The sequence below is a fragment of the Streptomyces sp. NPDC006207 genome (assembly GCF_040613835.1).
GTDB lineage: Bacteria > Actinomycetota > Actinomycetes > Streptomycetales > Streptomycetaceae > Actinacidiphila.
Genome location: NZ_JBEXSX010000004.1, coordinates 98,093 through 114,444 on the forward strand (window position 1 = coordinate 98,093; position 16,352 = coordinate 114,444).

Annotated in this window: 18 protein-coding genes, 6 tRNA genes and 1 pseudogene; 11 read left to right on the top strand and 14 right to left on the bottom strand. The window is 72.9% G+C overall.

All coding sequences use genetic code 11. From position 1 onward, the window contains the following. Nucleotides 1–2 precede the first annotated feature (2 nt). The 3 genes from ABZ312_RS04355 to ABZ312_RS04365 form a co-directional block, all read right to left on the bottom strand. Nucleotides 3–1,283 carry an extracellular solute-binding protein gene (locus ABZ312_RS04355; RefSeq protein WP_500324470.1) on the bottom strand — a complete coding sequence of 427 codons (1,281 nt, stop codon included), beginning with the start codon at nucleotides 1,281–1,283 and terminating at the stop codon, nucleotides 3–5. 223 nt (nucleotides 1,284–1,506) lie between these two features. Then, nucleotides 1,507–1,578, bottom strand: a tRNA-Val gene (locus ABZ312_RS04360). Nucleotides 1,579–1,640: 62 nt separating this feature from the next. Then, a complete protein-coding gene (locus ABZ312_RS04365) occupies nucleotides 1,641–2,114 on the bottom strand; it encodes a TIGR02611 family protein (RefSeq protein ID WP_500324471.1) in 474 nt (157 codons plus the stop codon). A 190-nt stretch (nucleotides 2,115–2,304) separates the two neighbouring features. Between ABZ312_RS04365 and ABZ312_RS04370 the strand changes: the two genes are divergently transcribed. Next, nucleotides 2,305–2,718 carry an SsgA family sporulation/cell division regulator gene (locus ABZ312_RS04370; protein WP_003959770.1) on the top strand — a complete coding sequence of 138 codons (414 nt, stop codon included), beginning with the start codon at nucleotides 2,305–2,307 and terminating at the stop codon, nucleotides 2,716–2,718. 156 nt (nucleotides 2,719–2,874) lie between these two features. After that, on the top strand, nucleotides 2,875–3,459 hold the full coding sequence (locus ABZ312_RS04375) for a CGNR zinc finger domain-containing protein (RefSeq protein WP_499510824.1): 585 nt from the start codon (nucleotides 2,875–2,877) through the stop codon (nucleotides 3,457–3,459). On the opposite strand, the gene ABZ312_RS04380 is transcribed toward ABZ312_RS04375, so the two are convergent. Both ABZ312_RS04380 and ABZ312_RS04385 read right to left on the bottom strand, forming a co-directional pair. After that, a complete protein-coding gene (locus tag ABZ312_RS04380) occupies nucleotides 3,438–3,572 on the bottom strand; it encodes a hypothetical protein (protein WP_499510825.1) in 135 nt (44 codons plus the stop codon). The two genes, ABZ312_RS04375 and ABZ312_RS04380, sit on opposite strands and share 22 nt — an antisense overlap. A 143-nt stretch (nucleotides 3,573–3,715) precedes the next feature. Beyond that, nucleotides 3,716–4,162: a hypothetical protein gene (locus ABZ312_RS04385; protein ID WP_500324473.1), complete on the bottom strand. Its 447-nt coding sequence runs from the start codon at nucleotides 4,160–4,162 to the stop codon at nucleotides 3,716–3,718. A gap of 126 nt (nucleotides 4,163–4,288) precedes the next feature. Here ABZ312_RS04385 and ABZ312_RS04390 point away from each other — a divergent pair, with 126 nt between their 5' ends. Further along, a complete protein-coding gene (locus ABZ312_RS04390) occupies nucleotides 4,289–4,795 on the top strand; it encodes a DsbA family protein (protein ID WP_500436444.1) in 507 nt (168 codons plus the stop codon). 135 nt (nucleotides 4,796–4,930) lie between these two features. Here ABZ312_RS04390 and ABZ312_RS04395 read toward each other — a convergent pair. From ABZ312_RS04395 to ABZ312_RS04410, 4 genes and pseudogenes are all read right to left on the bottom strand, one after another. Next, nucleotides 4,931–5,176, bottom strand: a pseudogene (locus ABZ312_RS04395) (transposase); the annotation flags it as partial. Nucleotides 5,177–5,598: 422 nt separating this feature from the next. Further along, the gene (locus ABZ312_RS04400; RefSeq protein ID WP_500436446.1) at nucleotides 5,599–6,441 is read right to left on the bottom strand and encodes a GNAT family N-acetyltransferase; all 843 of its coding nucleotides are present in this window, start codon (nucleotides 6,439–6,441) and stop codon (nucleotides 5,599–5,601) included. A 65-nt stretch (nucleotides 6,442–6,506) separates the two neighbouring features. Next, nucleotides 6,507–7,370: an aminotransferase class IV gene (locus tag ABZ312_RS04405; RefSeq protein WP_500324478.1), complete on the bottom strand. Its 864-nt coding sequence runs from the start codon at nucleotides 7,368–7,370 to the stop codon at nucleotides 6,507–6,509. Beyond that, a complete protein-coding gene (locus ABZ312_RS04410; RefSeq protein WP_500360682.1) occupies nucleotides 7,357–8,424 on the bottom strand; it encodes a chorismate-binding protein in 1,068 nt (355 codons plus the stop codon). The genes ABZ312_RS04405 and ABZ312_RS04410 overlap by 14 nt, the downstream gene beginning before the upstream one ends. Nucleotides 8,425–8,626: 202 nt before the next feature. Here ABZ312_RS04410 and ABZ312_RS04415 point away from each other — a divergent pair. The 5 genes from ABZ312_RS04415 (at nucleotide 8,627) to ABZ312_RS04435 (ending at nucleotide 9,090) form a co-directional block, all read left to right on the top strand. Continuing rightward, nucleotides 8,627–8,699, top strand: a tRNA-Gly gene (locus ABZ312_RS04415). 27 nt (nucleotides 8,700–8,726) lie between these two features. Next, a tRNA-Cys gene (locus ABZ312_RS04420) sits at nucleotides 8,727–8,797 on the top strand. A 4-nt stretch (nucleotides 8,798–8,801) separates the two neighbouring features. Further along, nucleotides 8,802–8,873: transfer RNA gene (locus ABZ312_RS04425), tRNA-Val, on the top strand. Nucleotides 8,874–8,920: 47 nt separating this feature from the next. Next, nucleotides 8,921–8,992 (top strand) — tRNA-Val (locus ABZ312_RS04430). A 23-nt stretch (nucleotides 8,993–9,015) separates the two neighbouring features. Next, nucleotides 9,016–9,090, top strand: a tRNA-Val gene (locus ABZ312_RS04435). Nucleotides 9,091–9,131: 41 nt separating this feature from the next. On the opposite strand, the gene ABZ312_RS04440 is transcribed toward ABZ312_RS04435, so the two are convergent. The 4 genes from ABZ312_RS04440 to ABZ312_RS04455 form a co-directional block, all read right to left on the bottom strand. After that, nucleotides 9,132–9,422 carry a TFIIB-type zinc ribbon-containing protein gene (locus ABZ312_RS04440; RefSeq protein ID WP_499510831.1) on the bottom strand — a complete coding sequence of 97 codons (291 nt, stop codon included), beginning with the start codon at nucleotides 9,420–9,422 and terminating at the stop codon, nucleotides 9,132–9,134. A gap of 7 nt (nucleotides 9,423–9,429) precedes the next feature. Beyond that, nucleotides 9,430–10,407, bottom strand: a complete 978-nt coding sequence (locus tag ABZ312_RS04445) for a phosphotransferase enzyme family protein (protein ID WP_500360683.1) — start codon at nucleotides 10,405–10,407, stop codon at nucleotides 9,430–9,432. Nucleotides 10,408–10,599: 192 nt separating this feature from the next. Next, nucleotides 10,600–10,803, bottom strand: a complete 204-nt coding sequence (locus ABZ312_RS04450) for a hypothetical protein (RefSeq protein WP_018564248.1) — start codon at nucleotides 10,801–10,803, stop codon at nucleotides 10,600–10,602. A gap of 263 nt (nucleotides 10,804–11,066) precedes the next feature. Further along, nucleotides 11,067–11,309 (bottom strand): DUF8836 family protein, encoded by a 243-nt coding sequence (locus ABZ312_RS04455; protein WP_499510833.1) that lies wholly within the window; start codon nucleotides 11,307–11,309, stop codon nucleotides 11,067–11,069. 207 nt (nucleotides 11,310–11,516) lie between these two features. Between ABZ312_RS04455 and ABZ312_RS04460 the strand changes: the two genes are divergently transcribed. The 3 genes from ABZ312_RS04460 to ABZ312_RS04470 all read left to right on the top strand — a co-directional run bounded on the left by ABZ312_RS04460 (nucleotide 11,517) and on the right by ABZ312_RS04470 (nucleotide 15,509). Next, nucleotides 11,517–12,752 (top strand): serine/threonine-protein kinase, encoded by a 1,236-nt coding sequence (locus ABZ312_RS04460; protein WP_500322405.1) that lies wholly within the window; start codon nucleotides 11,517–11,519, stop codon nucleotides 12,750–12,752. Nucleotides 12,753–13,203: 451 nt separating this feature from the next. Next, the gene (locus ABZ312_RS04465; protein WP_500322388.1) at nucleotides 13,204–14,388 is read left to right on the top strand and encodes an acyl-CoA dehydrogenase family protein; all 1,185 of its coding nucleotides are present in this window, start codon (nucleotides 13,204–13,206) and stop codon (nucleotides 14,386–14,388) included. Next, nucleotides 14,385–15,509, top strand: a complete 1,125-nt coding sequence (locus ABZ312_RS04470; RefSeq protein ID WP_500322387.1) for an acyl-CoA dehydrogenase family protein — start codon at nucleotides 14,385–14,387, stop codon at nucleotides 15,507–15,509. The genes ABZ312_RS04465 and ABZ312_RS04470 overlap by 4 nt, the downstream gene beginning before the upstream one ends. Before the next feature lies 1 nt (nucleotide 15,510). On the opposite strand, the gene ABZ312_RS04475 is transcribed toward ABZ312_RS04470, so the two are convergent. Next, nucleotides 15,511–16,329 carry a TrmH family RNA methyltransferase gene (locus ABZ312_RS04475; RefSeq protein ID WP_500436448.1) on the bottom strand — a complete coding sequence of 273 codons (819 nt, stop codon included), beginning with the start codon at nucleotides 16,327–16,329 and terminating at the stop codon, nucleotides 15,511–15,513. Between the last annotated feature and the right edge of the window lie 23 nt (nucleotides 16,330–16,352).

Below are 16,352 nucleotides of genomic sequence, written 5' to 3' on the forward strand. Positions count from 1 at the left end.
CCTCAGGAGCCGAGCGCGGTCTTCGCCTCGCCGAAGAACTGTGTGACGGCGTCGTCGACCGAGGTCTTGCCCAGCGCGACGTCGCCGTAGATCCGCAGGAAGGCCGCCTCCGCGACGTCTGCGCCCGCCGGGTGCGGGGTGATCGGCTCGATGACCCCGGTCACGGACTTCTCGTACGCGGCGATCTGCGCGTCGACGCCGGTCGGCCGGTACGCGTCGAACTGGGCGTGCGTGGGCAGGACGCCGCGGTTGTAGCCCATGATCTTCCCGACCTCGGGGTCGTGGACCATGAAGTCGATGAACTCCGCGACCTCCTCGGGGTGCTGGGTGCGGGCCGATCCGCTGAGCATCAGCGAGGAGATGTACTGGCCGGTCCTGGTGCCGTCGGTGGTCGGGACCGGGGCCAGGGCGAGCTTGGTGCCGGTCTCGGCGGCGTAGCGGACGATGAAGTTGTCCCAGGTGAACTCGGCGGCGGAAAGGTCGCCGCTGACCGAGGACTTGGGCTTGATCTGCTCGCTCTTCTTGGCCGGGACCAGGTCGCCCGCCTCGTTGTCGGCGTAGTGGTCGCCCCACCACTGCCTGAGGTCGGCCTCGGTGAACCCGAGCTCGTTGTCGGCGGTGAAGAACGCCGTGCCGTTCTGGCGCAGGTAGAGGTCGTACAGGTACATGACCCCGCCGTTGTCGCTGGCGCCGTAGAGGTCGCCCTCGGCTGCGCTGATCTTGTGGACGGCGGCGTCGAACTCGTCCCACGTCCAGCCGGCGGCGGGGGTGACGCCGACGCGCTCGAAGGCCCCGGGGTTGTAGACCAGGGCGAAGGTGTTGCCGCCGACGGGGACGCCGAGCAGCTTGCCGTCGACCTCGCCGGCCTTCTCCAGGCCGGCCCGGAAGTCGTCCATGCTGAGGTTGCCGGCCTTGACCTGGGTGTTCAGGTCGAGCAGCAGGTCCTTCTCGCCGTACTTGCGCAGGAAGGCGACGGAGTTCTGGAAGACGTCGGGGGCGTTGCCGCCGGCGGCCTGGGTGTTGAACTTGCTCCAGAAGTCGGCGTACTCGGCGAAGTCGGTCTTGACCTTGATGTGCGGGTGGTCCTTCTCGAAGAGCGCGATCGTCTTCCGGATCAGCTCGGCGCGGTCCTGGGCGCCCCACCACGAGTAGCGGATGGTCACGGTCCCGCCGTCCGGGTCGCCGCCGCCCCCGCAGCCGGCCGCCAGCAGCGCCAGCGCGGCGACCGCGGCCCCGGCGGCCCTGAGGCCCCACGGCCCGCGCACACTCCGTCGAACGCCCACGACATGCCCCCTTCGGGCAGACGCCGCCCCGCGTCCAGCGGAGGGCCTGAAACGATTAAGGCAAGCGCTTGCCGAGAAACCGTAGGGAGACCCTGCCGAGGCGTCAATGGTTAGGGCGGAGAATGACGGAAAGCGCTTCCCGTGCTCACTGGCACGGCACCACCGCCGGATACGACGACGAGGGCCCGGAAGCCGCTCTCGGCTTCCGGGCCCTCGGTCCGGGTGGGCGATACTGGGATCGAACCAGTGACCCCTTCGGTGTGAACGAAGTGCTCTCCCGCTGAGCTAATCGCCCCGGTGCGGGAACAACATTACCGCATGTCAGCGGGTGCCCCGACCATCGCGGACGGTGCGCCCTCAGTGCAGGTCGGCCTTCCACGGCATCACGAAGCCGAAACGCCAGAGGTAGTACCCCAGGAGGACGCCGATGATCACCAGCCCGATGGCGGTCAGCGTCAGGTTCCGCCGCCGCACCTTCGGGTCGAGCGCCTTCTGTGCCGCCTCGGTCACCTTCCGCTTCGTCCAGCGCAGCACCAGCTGGGCCCAGACGAACTCGGTCGCCCAGACGGCCATGCCGGCGAAAATCACCACCCAGCCGGGTCCCGGCAGCGGGAGCAGGACCACGCCCGTCCCGACGATCGCCAGACCCACCAGGAAGACCCCGACCTGCCAGCTCACGTGCAGCGCGCGGGAGCGCCGGATGAAACGTGGCGCCCTCGACCCCAGCGGGCGCTCGGAGCCCTCGGGCTCCACGTCCCCGCCGTCCCCGTTGTCGACGGTCGCGGGATCCATGGCCACGGCCACCTCCCGCTCGTCACTCTCCGCAGTCATGCTCCCAAACTTACCCGAAGCCACTTCGTCACCGGAATGGCTCGCCGGGGAGGAAAAGAACTCGGCCGGACGAGGTACCGGAACCCTCACAAACCCGTCAGAGGGGTTTACAACGTCCCCGCAGGTGGCATGTCGATTTCGCCGACGTGCGAATCCCCGAGCGCACACTGAGCGAAAGGCCCTGGCGCTTATGAACACCACGGTCAGCTGCGAGCTGCACCTGCGCCTCGTTGTGTCGAGCGAATCGTCACTGCCCGTACCCGCGGGCTTGCGGTACGACACGGCCGATCCCTACGCCGTGCACGCCACCTTCCACACCGGTGCCGAGGAGACAGTCGAATGGGTCTTCGCCCGCGACCTGCTCGCCGAAGGTCTGCACCGGCCCACCGGCACCGGCGACGTCCGGGTCTGGCCGTCCCGCAGTCACGGCCAGGGCGTCGTGTGCATCGCCCTCAGCTCTCCGGAGGGGGAGGCGCTGCTCGAGGCCCCGGCGCGGGCCCTGGAGTCGTTCCTCAAGCGGACCGACGCCGCGGTGCCCCCCGGCACCGAACACCGTCATTTCGACCTGGACACCGAGCTCTCGCACATCCTCGCCGAGAGCTGAGTCCACCGACCGTCCGTCGCCGTACGCATCTCGGGGGTACGGCGCGGACCCGACCTGCCGGAGCCGTCGTCGGGGAGCAGCACGCTCCACGACGACGGCTCTCGCGCTAAAGTCACCGGAACGCCCGACCCACCAGGCCAGGGAGAGAGCGATTCCGTGCTGATCAACCATGACACCAGGTGCGCACTCGACTGCGTGGTGGATCTCATCAACACCACACCGGAGAGTGACGGCCGCGAGGGTCTGGCCGACCTCGCGGCGCTGCGCGCCTTCGTGGAGCGCAACGAGATCAGCGACGTGGGATCGCTCGACGAGGACGACCTCGTCGCGGTGCGCGCCGTACGGCAGCTCTTCGCCCAGGTCTTCTCCGCGCCCGCCACGCCCGAGGCCGCGGCGCTGGTCAACTCGCTCGTCGCCGAGGCCGGCACCACGCCCCGGCTGACCGACCACGACGGCTACGACTGGCACGTCCACTACTTCGCCCCGGGAGCCTCCCTCGCCGACCACCTGGCCGCCGACTGCGGGATGGCCCTGGCCTTCCTCCTCGTCGCCGGGGAGCGGGAACGGCTGCGCCGCTGCGACGCCCCGGACTGCCGGCGCGCCTTCGTCGACCTGTCACGCAACCGCTCACGCCGCTACTGCGACAGCCGCACCTGCGGCAACCGGCTCCACGTCGCCGCCTACCGGGCGCGCCGCCGCGAGGCCGTCGCCGTGCCGGCTCAGAACGGCCAGAGGTCATAGAGCCCGCCGAAGGCGAGCAGACTGCCGATCACGGTCAGGAAGAGCATGAGCGGCGGCTGGGAAAGCGCGAACAGGCAGCCGCGGGGCTCGTCGTCGTCTGCTTGGGCTTCCATGGCCTTACGGTGTGCTCGGAGGGACGCGAACTCGCACAACCGTACGCCCCCGGACACACCAAATCCCGCTCAGGGGGCGGTAGTTGAGGTCCGCCAGGGCGATGATGACGTAACCCCGCCACCCCCTGCCACCAACACGCCGCTCAGATCCCCCTGCGCTTGAGGATCTCCTCGATCTCACCGAATTCGGCCAGGTCGGGATCGGTCTTCGCCGCCTTCGGGACCGGTTTCTTCCCCTGCTCCAGAGCCGGCGCCCCCGCGCCCGACGCGACCTCCCGGCGCGGGCTCGCCTCCGCGACGCCCTTGCGGCGCCCCGATACCCGTGCGACGAAGTACAGCACCACCGACAGGGCGAGCACGCCGAAGCCCGCCCATACCGAGGGCTTGAACACCAGGTCCGCCGCCCAGTCGGCGACGGCCCGGACGACGGTCCCGGCCAGCGACACCAGTCCCGTCATGTACAGGCCGACGGGCAGCAGCGCCACCGCCGCGATCATCGTCGCCCTGCGGAACCTGCGCCGGTAGGCGGTGAGCAGGGCGATCGCCAGGCCCGCCGCGGACAGCGCGACACACACGGTCGAGGTCAGCATGCGGAGCTCCTCCGAAATGGTCTGCTCGCTCCATCGTGCACCCGTCCCCCGCCTGCGGGCCACGGCCCGGCGGCAACCTCAGGGTGATCTCCGGGACGGCTCCTCCCCCGGTGGGAGACTGGCCCCATGAACGAAGCGACTCCCCGCACCGTCGTCCTCGAGTACTGGTGCGAACTCCAGTGCCCCGATTGCGCCACCGCCCTCACCGACCTGCACGCCCTGCGCGAGCGGTACGGCGACGCCCTGGAGATCCAGCTGCGGCACTTCCCCCTGGAGAAGCACAAGCACGCCTACGCCGCCGCCCAGGCCGCGGAGGAGGCCTTCGCACAGGGCCGCGGCTGGGAGTACGCGGAGGCGGTCCTCGCCCGCACGGACGAGCTGGGCGAGCGCGGCGAGGCACTGCTGGTCGAGATCGCGGCGGACCTGGGCCTCGACGCGGAAGAGGTCGACACGGCGCTCGTCGACGGGCGGCACCTCCTCGTCGTCGACGCCGACCAGGCCGAAGGCAAGGCCATCGGCGTCACCGGCACCCCCACCTACGTCATCTCCGGCGAACGCCTCGACGGCGGCACGTCCCAGGACGGCCTCCGCACCCGCATCGAGTCCCTCGCGGACGCCGCCCTGGGCCGGTAACCGGCATCCTGGCGTGTGCACGCCGGTGGTGGGGGTGTGCCAACCCTCCGCCGGCCTTCGGCCGAGAGGCCCCTCATGCCTTGCGGAACGACTTCCCACAACCCCCACCTCGTCCGGCCGAAGCTCCTATAGACGTCAAGGGGTCTGGAGGAGGGCTGGGGGTGCTGTGGGTCGTTGGAGGTGTTTGTAGATTTCGCGGGCGATGAAGCGTTTGAGGCAGCGCAGGATGTCCTTTTTGGACATGCCTTCTTTGGTGCGGCGGATGACGTAGGCCTGGGTGCGGGGGTCATGGCGCATGCGGACCAGGGCGATCACGTGGAGTGCGTTGTTGGCCTGACGGTCGCCGCCGCGATTGAGGCGATGGCGGTTGGTGCGGCCGGAACGCACGCCGCCGATCACCGATAGCTGTTCTGCCATCCTGGGAACTGCCTTCCTTCCGTGCCATGCGTGAGGGGGACGGCACGGGCCGGTCAGGCGGCGGGACAAGACTGTGATGGGACCTTTGGCCGGGCTCCTATGAAGTCACCGAAGCCCGACCGGCCCGTGCAGGACGACACCGCCTACGCAGCCGACGATTCGACCGCAGGACAGCCGCAGCGTCAGTCAGTCGCCGAGTCAGACCACCCAGGCGATGCCACCCACATCCTCACAGTCAGTCGCGCACACGACCGGAGGGGGTGTGGCGGGGTGCGCCCATGGGGGTCCCCCCGGTCGAAGGTTGGGGGGAGGGAGGGCGGGGGACGCCCGCCGCAGGCGCAGACAACCCGCACACAACCGGCCGCAACCTCCACACCCCCGGGCACTCAGAGAAGCGGCTTCGCCAAATGCACCTCCGTCACCCCGTACCCCAGCGCCCCGTAGAGCCCCTCCGCCGCCTCGTTCCCAGCGAAGACGTTGAGCCCGATCCACCGCAGCCCCGCCGCCAGGCACTCCCGCTCCGCGGCGAGCATGAGCGAGCGCCCGTGACCCCCGCCCCGGTGCCCCTCGGCGACGTGGACGTCGAAGACGAACCCCGTGGCCTCGTCCCTGTGCCCCACCCACAGCTCCCCCACCACCTGCCCGGCCTCCCCGGCTCCGCCGACCTCCAGCACCCTCAGCACGGCGCCGGGCGTCCCGAGCCCCTCGGGGAGGGCGGCCAGGTCGTCCGCCTCGGCCTTGGCGCGGGCCTGCTCCTCGGGCACGCCGCGCCGCGTCCAGGACCGGACGTACTCGTCCCGCCTGCGGGCCGCCCACGCCGGGTACTCCGCCTCCGTCATGGGCCGCACGACGCTGCCGTCGGGCAGCGCGGGCGGCGCGTCGGGCAGCGCCTTGAGCATGTTCCGGTTGCGGACGACGTACCCCAGCACGCCCGCGAGCCGGAGCGCGGCCGCGTCCTCCGTCCGCACCGAGACCTCGATGCGGCGGCAGCCCCATCCCCGCAGGACCTCCTCCGCGGCGAGGGCCGCGACCGTGCCGCGGCCGCGGTGCTGCTGGTCGGGGTCGATCCGCAGTGCGGCGATGCGTCCGACCTCGGGCCCGAACCGGGCGTCGGTGCACAGGGTGGTCTCCCCCACCGGGCGCCCGTTGACACAGACGTGGAAGCGGCGGGCGCGTACTCCGCCGCGCCAGCGCTGTTCGGGCTCGGCCGGGCGCAGGGTGGTGGTCATGGTGTGGAGTTCTACCGGGTCGCCGCGGTTACGTCACGGGTTCAACCACCCGGGACCGCCCCGGCTCAGGGGTTCGGGTGCTCCACGGACCGCTCCGCGAAGACCCGCATCGCCTTGGCCGTGACCGGGCCGGGGCGGGCCCCGGTGGCCAGCTCGCGGTCGTCGACCCGGTGGACGCCCTGGACGTCGCGGAGCGAGGAGGTCACGAAGATCTCCTCCGCCTCGGCGAGGGCCTCGAAGGGCAGGTCGGCCTCTTCGGCGCCGGCCCACTCGATGACGAGCTCGCGGGTGATCCCGGCGAGGCACCCGGAGGCGAGCGGCGGGGTGAGCAGCTTGCCCCCGAGGACGACGAAGACGTTGGAGCCGGTGCCCTCGCAGAGGCGTCCCTGCGTGTTGGCGAAGAGCGCCTCGGAGGCGCCGTGCTGGTGGGCGCGGGCCAGGGCCACGACGTTCTCCCCGTAGGAGGTCGTCTTGAGCCCCGCGAGGGCACCCTTCTCGTTGCGGGTCCAGGGGACGGTGACGACGGCCGTCGTGTCGGGGCGGACGGTCGCGGTGCCGAGGGCGACGACCAGGGTGGGGCCCGTGGTTCCGCGCTCGGAGCCGAGCGGCGAGGTGCCGCCGGTGTAGGTGACGCGGAGCCGGCCGTGGGGCGCCGGGTTGGCGGCGAGGACGGCCTCGCAGGCGTGGCGCACCTCGTCCAGGTCGGGCTCGGGCAGGCCGAGGCCGCGCGCGGAGCGGGCCAGCCGGCGCAGGTGGCGGTCCATCGCGAAGGCGGTGCCGCCGGTGGCCTTGAGCGTCTCGAAGACGCCGTCCCCGACGGTCAGGCCGTGGTCCATGACGGACACGGACGCCTCGTCGGTCTCGCGCAGCGCGCCGTTGACCCAGATCGCGCCGGCGGTGGTCGTGCTCACGGTGTCACTCTGCCCCATGGTTCCGTTCGCCTTCGTTCGAGTCGTACGTACCCGACGCTACTGCCAGCAGCCGGGAGGCCTTCAGTTCCGTCTCGTCCCACTCCCGCTCGGGATCGGAGCCCCAGGTGATCCCGGCACCGGTGCCGAAGCGCAGCACGGGGCCGCCGGGGGCGGCGCGGTCGATCCAGAAGGTGCGGATGCCCACGGCGAGCTCGCCGGTGCCGCGGTCGGCGTCGACCCATCCGATGCCGCCGCAGTAGGGGCCGCGGGGGGCGGTCTCCAGTTCGGCGATGATGCGCAGGGCGCTGGACTTGGGGGCGCCGGTGACGGAGCCCGGCGGGAACGCGGCGTCCAGCAGCGCGGCCCAGCCGGCACCCTCGCGCAGTTCGCCGCGCACGGTGGAGACGAGGTGGACCAGGCCGGGGTGCTTCTCCACGACGCAGAGGTCGGGGACGGTGACCGTGCCGGTGGCGCAGACCTGCCCGAGGTCGTTGCGGACCAGGTCGACGATCATGACGTTCTCGGCGTGGTCCTTGGGCAGCAGGTCGGCCTCGGTGCGGCCGGTGCCCTTGATGGGTCCGGACTCGACCACCTCGCCGCGGCGGCGCAGGAAGAGTTCGGGGGAGGCGCTGGCCACCTCTATGCCGTGCGCGGGCAGCCGGACCGTTCCCGCGTGCGGGGCGGGGTTGCCGCGGGCGAGGACGGCCGCGAGGGCGTCGACGTCGGCGTCCGGCTCGGGCAGCGGCGCGGTGAGCACCCGGCAGAGGTTGGCCTGGTAGACCTCGCCGGCCGCGATGTACTCGCGGACGCGGCGCACTCCGGCGGTGTACCCGGCGCGGTCCAGTGAGGACGTCCAGTCGCCGCGGGCGGGGCCCTTCCAGAGCCGGCGGGGGGCGGCCGCGGCAGGTTCCGGCCGGACGTTCCCGAAGCGCGCGCAGACCATGTCGCCCTCGAAGCCGGCGACCACCGCCCAGAAGCCGGAGGAGTCCAGCGCGGCCGGGTCGGTGGTGACATCCCGCAGGTCGGAGGCGACGAGGCCGCCGAATCTGGCGAGGGGCTCGAGGTCGGGCACGGGGCTTCCCAGGTCGGTCCGGTGGGGCGAGTGCGAGTCTAAGTCGGCGCCGACGAACGAGATGCGCTGGTCACCGACCCGGCACGCTGCGGAAACGCGTTTTGGTGGCGGAGCCGTAATCCGCTAGAGTTCAACTCGTCGCCGGGACGCGCAAGCGCATCGGCGGAGGTCCCGCCCGGGTGCGAGCTCCGGGGGAGACACTGCGGACGTGGCTCAGTTGGTAGAGCATCACCTTGCCAAGGTGAGGGTCGCGAGTTCGAATCTCGTCGTCCGCTCGAAGTGGGGGTCACCGCCCCCGCGCTGGTGGAGTGGCCGAGAGGCGAGGCAACGGCCTGCAAAGCCGTCTACACGGGTTCAAATCCCGTCTCCACCTCTGAGGACGATTAGCTCAGCGGGAGAGCGCTTCCCTGACACGGAAGAGGTCACTGGTTCAATCCCAGTATCGTCCACTGGGCCCGGGAGGGCCTTCCCCGACGCTTCGGCACGGGGGAACCGAGCGCGATTAGCTCAGCGGGAGAGCGCTTCCCTGACACGGAAGAGGTCACTGGTTCAATCCCAGTATCGCGCACGCTGCACCACCCGCAGTACCGAGGACGATTAGCTCAGCGGGAGAGCGCTTCCCTGACACGGAAGAGGTCACTGGTTCAATCCCAGTATCGTCCACCAGCAGCCGAGGGCCGGAGCGTTCGCTCCGGCCCTCGGTCGTGTCATGACGAGAAGAGCATGTGCGCCCAGCTCTGCTGCTTGTGGTGGCCGTGGTGGCCCCCGTGGTGCCCGCCGTGCGGGGCACCCCAGGCCGGGGCGGCGTGCTGCTGCGGGTACGCCTGCGGGTAACCGGGCGGCGGCGGGGCGGGCTGGGCGTACTGCGACTCCATGCGGGTCAGCGCCTCGAGCTCCCCGTAGTCCAGGAAGATCCCCCGGCAGTTGCCGCACTGCTCGATCTGGACGCCGCTGCGGGTGAACGTCTGCATCGGGCCATGACACTTGGGACAGAGCATCGTCGGCTCATCTCCTCGTTCGCGCCGGCCGGGGGTCCTCCCCCGGCGTAGGACTGCACTTTACTTCCGCGATTCGGCGGCACGTATCGAGGACGGTACGTTCCGTCCCGTCGAGTGCGCGGCCCTCCTGCGCGGCCTTGGCGACGGCTGTCGCCGCGGTCTGGACCGCCAACGCCCGTGCCGCCACGTCGAGATGCGGCCACGGGTCGCCGTCCGCGGGAACGGCGGGGCCGCCGCCGGCGCGGTACGCGCCGAGGAAGCGGCCCCAGTCGGCGGGGTCGAGCAGCCCGGCGGCGAACCACATCGCCGGCCGGGCCAGGTCCCAGGCGGGCTCGCCGAGCCCGAGGTCGTCCACGTCGATGAGGCACCACGGCCCGTCGGGCGCCGGGTGGCGCACCAGTTGGCCCATGTGCAGGTCGCCGTGGCACAGCACCTGCCGCGGCTGCGGGGCCTCGCCGCGCGCCCAGGGCGGCAGGCCGCGCCAGGCGGCGAGCACCGCCGGGTCGCCGGCGCCGGCGGCGCGCATCCTCGCGACCGCGCCGGCCGCCCTGACGGGGCCGCGCATCTGCGGCCGCGGGCCGGGCAGCGCGGCCACCGGCACGGTGTGCAGACGGGCCAGGAGCGTGCCGGCCTCCGCCCAGGGTGCGGAGTCCGGGTCGTCGCGGTCGACCGGCTCGCCGAGGGGCCACAGGCTCACGGTGCGGCCGAGGAGCACGGCGCTCAACGCGCCGCCGTGGTCGGGCAGCGGCGCCGGGGGCAGCAGGACGCCGTCGAGCAGAGGATGGGCGGCCACGCGCAGCCGCAGGTCGAGCTCTTGCGGATCGGTGCCCGGGGCGTGGGCCTTGGCGACGAGGCGGCCGCCGCGGACGACGGTGGCGTCGGGCCGTTCGGCGAGCACGGCGGGCCGCGCCTGGGCGGGTACCCGCGAGGCCGCTGCCGCGACCGCCCCCAAGGCGTGCGTCAGCGGTGCTCCGCTGCTGGTCACTTGCTCCCCCATGCCCCGTGTCACCGGCCCACTGTGCGGCAGCGCGCCGCCCACTGGCAATGCCGGGTGTGATGCCCGGGTACCGCCACGGTACCCGGGCATTCATGCCGTCCGCCGTACCCCCGTCCCCACGGGGTTGGTTCACCGGTCCTCGCGGACCCGGACCGCTCTTCCGGGGCCGCGGGGCGTCTGTCAGCGCCCCATCAGACCAGCTACGGACGACGCCTGTGTGACCACTGCGTCCCAGCCCCCGAAGGCCACCGCGAGCAGCACCGCGAGCGGCAGCACCATCGCCACCGCCACCAGCGGATGCCGGGTGCCCGACGGGCGTATGCCGAAGGCGGCGATCCTGCTGCCGCGCGCCGGCCGCACCGTACGGCTCACCGTGTTCGCCATGGCCCTCTCCCGGTCGTGGTCCGTGATCATGCACAGTTGTCTGGGCGGCGGGCGTTTGACCTCGGGGGACGAGTGCTCCGCCCGCCGCTTGACCTCAACATTAGGCGCGGCGCCGGCGCCGGTCGTCATGCCCTCGTACCGCTTCCCTGGCCTCCCCGAGGATGACTCCGGGTCCGGTCGCGTACTCCCCTGGGTGGAGGGACCCGGCCGCACCCCCGGGACATCCCCAAGGGGATCTCCCGGGCGGGCGCGGACGGGGACCGTCAGCCCCGTTCCTCGTCCTCCGCGTCGCCGGTCGGCATGGGCTGCTCGACCAGGGCGAGGACCCGGGTGGCCATGAAGCGCGCGGTGCGCACCACGGAGCCGGACCGGGTGACTTCGCTCACTTCCACCACCCCTCGGCGGACCGCCGTTTCGACCCTGCGGCCCGCCCTGGTGGCGACCACTTCGTACGTCCTTGTCGTGTCGCCCGCGTCGACGACTATCTCCACGCGGTCACCCTTCATGGCGTCAATCCCCCTTGTCCGACGGACTGTTGACGGCATGACGAAATTCCTGGCCGTCAGCGGCCGGAATTTTCCCCACCCTTCAAGGATCCCATCCGGCACTGACAATCCGCCGCCCCGCGCGGGCGCGGCCTCGCGGCGCGACGGGCGGTCAGTCCGTAAGCTGTCGGCGTCAGACTGGCCAGGCAGGCAGCGGGGATGGACGACATGGCGATGATGCGGCTCCGGCGCGAGGACCCGCGTGTCGTCGGCTCGTTCCGCCTGCACCGGAGGCTGGGCGCGGGCGGCATGGGCGTCGTCTACCTGGGCGCCGACAAGCGCGGCCAGCGGGTCGCGCTGAAGGTGATCCGCCCCGAGCTGGCCGAGGACCAGGAGTTCCGCTCCCGCTTCGCGCGCGAGGTGTCCGCGGCGAGACGCATCCGCGGCGGCTGCACGGCCCGGCTGGTCGCCGCCGATCTGGAGGCGGACCGCCCGTGGTTCGCCACGCAGTACGTTCCCGGGCCCTCCCTGCACGACAAGGTCGCCCGGGACGGCATGCTCCCGGCCGCCGAGACCGCGTCCATCGGCGCCGCGCTGGCGGAGGGGCTGGTCGCCGTCCACGAGGCCGGGGTCGTCCACCGGGACCTGAAGCCCTCCAACATCCTGCTGTCGCCCAAGGGCCCCCGGATCATCGACTTCGGCATCGCCTGGTCCACCGGCGCCAGCACCCTCACCCACGTGGGCACCGCCGTCGGGTCCCCCGGGTTCCTCGCGCCGGAGCAGGTCCGCGGGGCGGCGGTCACCCCGGCCACCGACGTCTTCGCCTTCGGCGCGACGCTGGCGTACGCGGCGATGGGCGACTCGCCGTTCGGGCAGGGCAGTTCGGAGGTCATGCTCTACCGGGTCGTCCACGAGGAGCCGGACCTCACCGGTGTGCCGGACTCACTGGCCCCGCTGGTGTACGCCTGCCTCGCCAAGGACCCGGAGCAGCGGCCCAGCACGGTCCAACTCTCCGAGCGGCTGGCCGAGATCGCCGCCCGTGAGGCCCGCGGCCTCGGCGCGGCGCCGGGCCGGCGCGACATCGTGCCGAGGGCGTCCGGTCCGCGCGCCGAGCGCCCCACGGGCCCGCGGGCGCAGGCGTACGCGGACCAGCAGACCGAGCGGCGGACGGCGGCGGGCACGCCCGTCCCGCCGCGTACCCCGGCCTCCCCCCGTACGCCCGCCTCGCCGCGCACCCCGGCCCGGACGCCCTCCGGCCGCACCCCGGCCCCCCGTACGCCGGCGGGCCGCCGGCCCGTGGGTGCCGACCGCAGGCTGCTGCGGCAGCGGCTCATCGTCTTCGTCACCGTGACCCTCCTCGTCGCGCTCGGCATCGCCGCCGCCCAGGGCTGCCAGGGCCCCAGCCGCGGCATCGGCCTGCTGCCCGCGGCCGGCGCCGACGCGACGGCGCCGCACGCGCCGTAGGCCTGCCACCTCGTAGGCACGGCCACCGGGACACCGCCGGCCGCCTGTCCCGGTCCGGTCCGCGTCCCGGCCGCCCGGACCGCCGGGACCCGCACGCCCCCACGCGCCTGCGCCGCAGCGGCTGGGGGACACGAGCGGTGGGTGCGGTGCCGATTGATGTGGGGGCAGCGCCGCGAGCGCCGAGGCGGGGGTCCCCCCGGCCGAAGGCTGGGGGCGTGCCCCGGCGCGGCACCGACCCCACAACGACCGCGCGAGGGTCAGTGACCGCGCCGGATGGGGGTCCCCCCGGCCGAAGGCTGGGGGGAGGGAGGGCGGCGGGGAAACCCCCGACGCCAACCACAACGGCGCCGCACACGAGACGCGGTGCACCAGGGGGTGACGGGAGGGCGCCACGTGAGCTAGTTTCTAAGCGCTTGCTTAGGGCTACGCACACGCGGAGGGACGCATTCGCATGACGGTCACACCGGAGGAGCTGCGCGAGCGGGTGCGCGCGCTGCTGGCCTCTCACGATCCGGCGGCGACGGACCGCCTGGACTTCCTGCGGGCCAGGTTCGACGCCGGCCTGGCGTGGGTGCACTACCCGGAGGGCCTCGGCGGGCTGGGTGCGCCGCGCGCCCTGCAGGGGGTCGTGGACGCCGAGCTGACGGCCGCCGGGGCGCCGGACAACGAACCGCGCCGGATCGGCATCGGCCTCGGGATGGCGGCCCCCACCGTCCTCCGGTACGGAACCGAGGAGCAGAAGGCGCGCTTCCTGCGCCCGCTGTGGACCGGGGAGCAGGTCTGGTGCCAGCTGTTCAGCGAGCCCGGCGCCGGCTCGGACCTGGCGGGCCTGCGCACCCGCGCGGTGCGGGACGGCGACGACTGGGTCGTCACCGGCCAGAAGGTGTGGACGTCCAACGCCCACAACGCGCGCTGGGCGATCCTGATCGCCCGCACCGACCCGGACGTCCCCAAGCACCAGGGCATCACGTACTTCGTGTGCGACATGACGGACCCGGGCGTCGAGGTGCGGCCCTTGCGGCAGATCACGGGTGAGGCCGAGTTCAACGAGGTCTTCCTCACGGACGTGCGGATCCCCGACGCCCACCGCCTCGGCGAGGTCGGCGACGGCTGGCGCGTGGCGCAGACGACGCTGATGAACGAGCGGGTCGCCATCGGCGGCACCGCGCTCCCCCGCGAGGGCGGGATGATCGGCACCGTCGCCGCGACGTGGCGGGAGCGGCCCGAGCTGCGCACGCCGGACCTGCACGACCGGCTGCTGCGGCTGTGGGTGGACGCCGAGGTCACCCGCCTCACGGGCGAACGGCTGCGCCAGCAGCTCGCGGTGGGCGCCCCCGGCCCCGAGGGCTCGGGCATGAAGCTGGCGTTCGCCTCGCTCAATCAGCGCATCAGCGGCCTGGAGGTGGAGCTGCTGGGCGAGGACGGGCTGCGCTACGGCGAGTGGACGATGAGCCGTCCGGAGATCGTCGACTTCTACGGCCGCGACGCCGGTTACCGCTATCTGCGGGCCAAGGGCAACTCGATCGAGGGCGGTACGTCCGAGATCCTCCGCAACATCATCTCCGAGCGCGTCCTCGGCCTGCCCTCCGAGCCCCGTACGGACAAGGACGTCCCCTGGAAGGACCTGCCGCGATGAGCTCCGACCTGCTCTACTCCGACGTCGAGAACGACCTGCGCGCCGCGGTGCGCGGTCTGCTCAGCGACCGGTGCGCACCGGCGGACGTCCTGGCGCGCTGCGAGGGCGACGAGCCGTACGACGCCGCACTGTGGCGGACCCTGGCCCGGGAGGTGGGGGTCGCGGGGCTGCTGGTGCCGGAGAAGCTCGGCGGCCAGGGCGCCTCCGCGCGGGAGGCCGCGGTCGTGCTGGAGGAGCTGGGGGCCTTCGTCGCACCCGTGCCCTTCCTGGGCAGCGCCGTGCTGGCCACCGCGGCGCTGCTGGCGGCCGGCACCGCGGAGGCCGACGCCGTCGTGACGCGCCTCGCGGAGGGCGAGCGGACGGCCGCCCTGGCCGTGCCGCTGCCCACGGCGCCGGGCTCGGACGTCTCCCAGGGCGTGCGGGCCGACGCGGACGGCGTCCTCACCGGGCGCGTGACCAGCGTCGCCGACGCGACCGCCGCGGACGTGCTGATCGTGCCCGCGCACGGTCCGGACGGGCCCGGGCTCTACGAGGTGCGCACCGACGCGCCCGGGGTCGCCCTGTCCGTACCGGTGCCCCTCGACCTGACCCGGCCGATCGCGGACGTCTCCTTCGACGGGGCGGCGGCCCGCCGGCTCGCCGGGCCCGAGACCGCTGCGGCGGCCGTGGAACGGGCCCTGCTGACGGGGGCGGGGCTGCTGGCCTCGGAGCAACTGGGCCTGGCCCAGTGGTGCCTGGACGAGACGGTGGCCTACCTGAAGGAGCGTCACCAGTTCGGCCGGGTCGTGGGCTCCTTCCAGTCCCTCAAGCACCGGCTCGCGGACCTGTGGCTCGAGGTCGTCCAGTCCCGCGCCGCCGCGCGCAACGCCGCCGACGCGCTCGCGGCCGACAGCGCGGACGCCCCGGTCGCGGTCGCCATGGCACAGGCGTTCTGCGCACCGGTCGCCGTGCGGGCCGCCGAGGAGTGCGTCCAACTGCACGGCGGCATCGGCATGACCTGGGAGCACCCGGCCCACCTGCGGCTGAAGCGCGCCAAGGCCGACGAGATCGCCCTGGGCACACCCGGCCGCCACCGGGCGGCCCTCGCCGCCCTGGTGGACCTGCCGGCCGCGGCGGGCTGAGTCAGTCCCGGGGGCGGCCGGTCGCCACCGCGTAGAACGCGACCGCGGCGGCCGCCCCCACGTTCAGCGAGTCCACCCCGTGCGCCATGGGGATGCGCACCCACTCGTCGGCGGCCACCAGGGCGCGGGTCGACAGGCCGTCGCCCTCGGCGCCGAGCATCAGCGCCGCGCGTTCCAGCCGGTGCGGGGCGGCATCGTCGATGTCGGTGGCCTTCTCGTCGGGGGTCAGCGCGAGCAGCTTGAAGCCCGCCTCCCGGACCGCCTCCAGGTCCCGGGGCCAGCTCTCCAGCCGGGCGTACGGGACGGAGAAGACGGCGCCCATCGAGACCTTGACCGACCTGCGGTACAGCGGGTCGGCGCAGTCCGGGGAGAGCAGGACGGCGTCCATGCCGAGGGCGGCCGCGCTGCGGAAGATGGCGCCGATGTTGGTGTGGTCGTTGACCGACTCCATGACGACGATCCGCCGCGCGTCGCCCAGCAGGGCCGCCGCGTCGGGCAATTGCCTGCGCTGCATCGAGGCGAGGGCGCCGCGGTGCACGTGGTAGCCGGTCACCTGCTCGGCGAGTTCGGGGCTGACCGCGTAGACCGGAGCCGGGACCTCGTCGATGACGTCCCGCATGACGTCGACCCACTTGGCCGACAGCAGCATGGAGCGCATGCGGTAACCGGCCTGCCGGGCGCGCCGGATGACCTTCTCGCCCTCCGCGATGAACAGCCCCTCGGCGGGTTCGCGGCGTCGGCGCAGCTCCACGTCGGTCAGCGACGTGTAGTCGTGCAGACGCGGGTCGTCGGGGTCGTCGATGGTGATGAGCTCAGCCACAGGGTGATACTGCCTTGTCCGAA

Excerpts from the sequence above, each read along its gene's own strand:
- ABZ312_RS04365 (WP_500324471.1), bottom strand. The coding sequence starts at position 2,114 with ATGACTGCGGAGAGTGACGAGCGGGAGGTGGCCGTGGCCATGGATCCC.
- ABZ312_RS04370 (WP_003959770.1), top strand. The coding sequence starts at position 2,305 with ATGAACACCACGGTCAGCTGCGAGCTGCACCTGCGCCTCGTTGTGTCG.
- ABZ312_RS04380 (WP_499510825.1), bottom strand. The coding sequence starts at position 3,572 with ATGGAAGCCCAAGCAGACGACGACGAGCCCCGCGGCTGCCTGTTCGCG.
- ABZ312_RS04385 (WP_500324473.1), bottom strand. The coding sequence starts at position 4,162 with ATGCTGACCTCGACCGTGTGTGTCGCGCTGTCCGCGGCGGGCCTGGCG.
- ABZ312_RS04390 (WP_500436444.1), top strand. The coding sequence starts at position 4,289 with ATGAACGAAGCGACTCCCCGCACCGTCGTCCTCGAGTACTGGTGCGAA.
- ABZ312_RS04400 (WP_500436446.1), bottom strand. The coding sequence starts at position 6,441 with ATGACCACCACCCTGCGCCCGGCCGAGCCCGAACAGCGCTGGCGCGGC.
- ABZ312_RS04405 (WP_500324478.1), bottom strand. The coding sequence starts at position 7,370 with ATGGGGCAGAGTGACACCGTGAGCACGACCACCGCCGGCGCGATCTGG.
- ABZ312_RS04440 (WP_499510831.1), bottom strand. The coding sequence starts at position 9,422 with ATGCTCTGTCCCAAGTGTCATGGCCCGATGCAGACGTTCACCCGCAGC.
- ABZ312_RS04450 (WP_018564248.1), bottom strand. The coding sequence starts at position 10,803 with ATGGCGAACACGGTGAGCCGTACGGTGCGGCCGGCGCGCGGCAGCAGG.
- ABZ312_RS04455 (WP_499510833.1), bottom strand. The coding sequence starts at position 11,309 with ATGAAGGGTGACCGCGTGGAGATAGTCGTCGACGCGGGCGACACGACA.
- ABZ312_RS04460 (WP_500322405.1), top strand. The coding sequence starts at position 11,517 with ATGGCGATGATGCGGCTCCGGCGCGAGGACCCGCGTGTCGTCGGCTCG.
- ABZ312_RS04465 (WP_500322388.1), top strand. The coding sequence starts at position 13,204 with ATGACGGTCACACCGGAGGAGCTGCGCGAGCGGGTGCGCGCGCTGCTG.
- ABZ312_RS04470 (WP_500322387.1), top strand. The coding sequence starts at position 14,385 with ATGAGCTCCGACCTGCTCTACTCCGACGTCGAGAACGACCTGCGCGCC.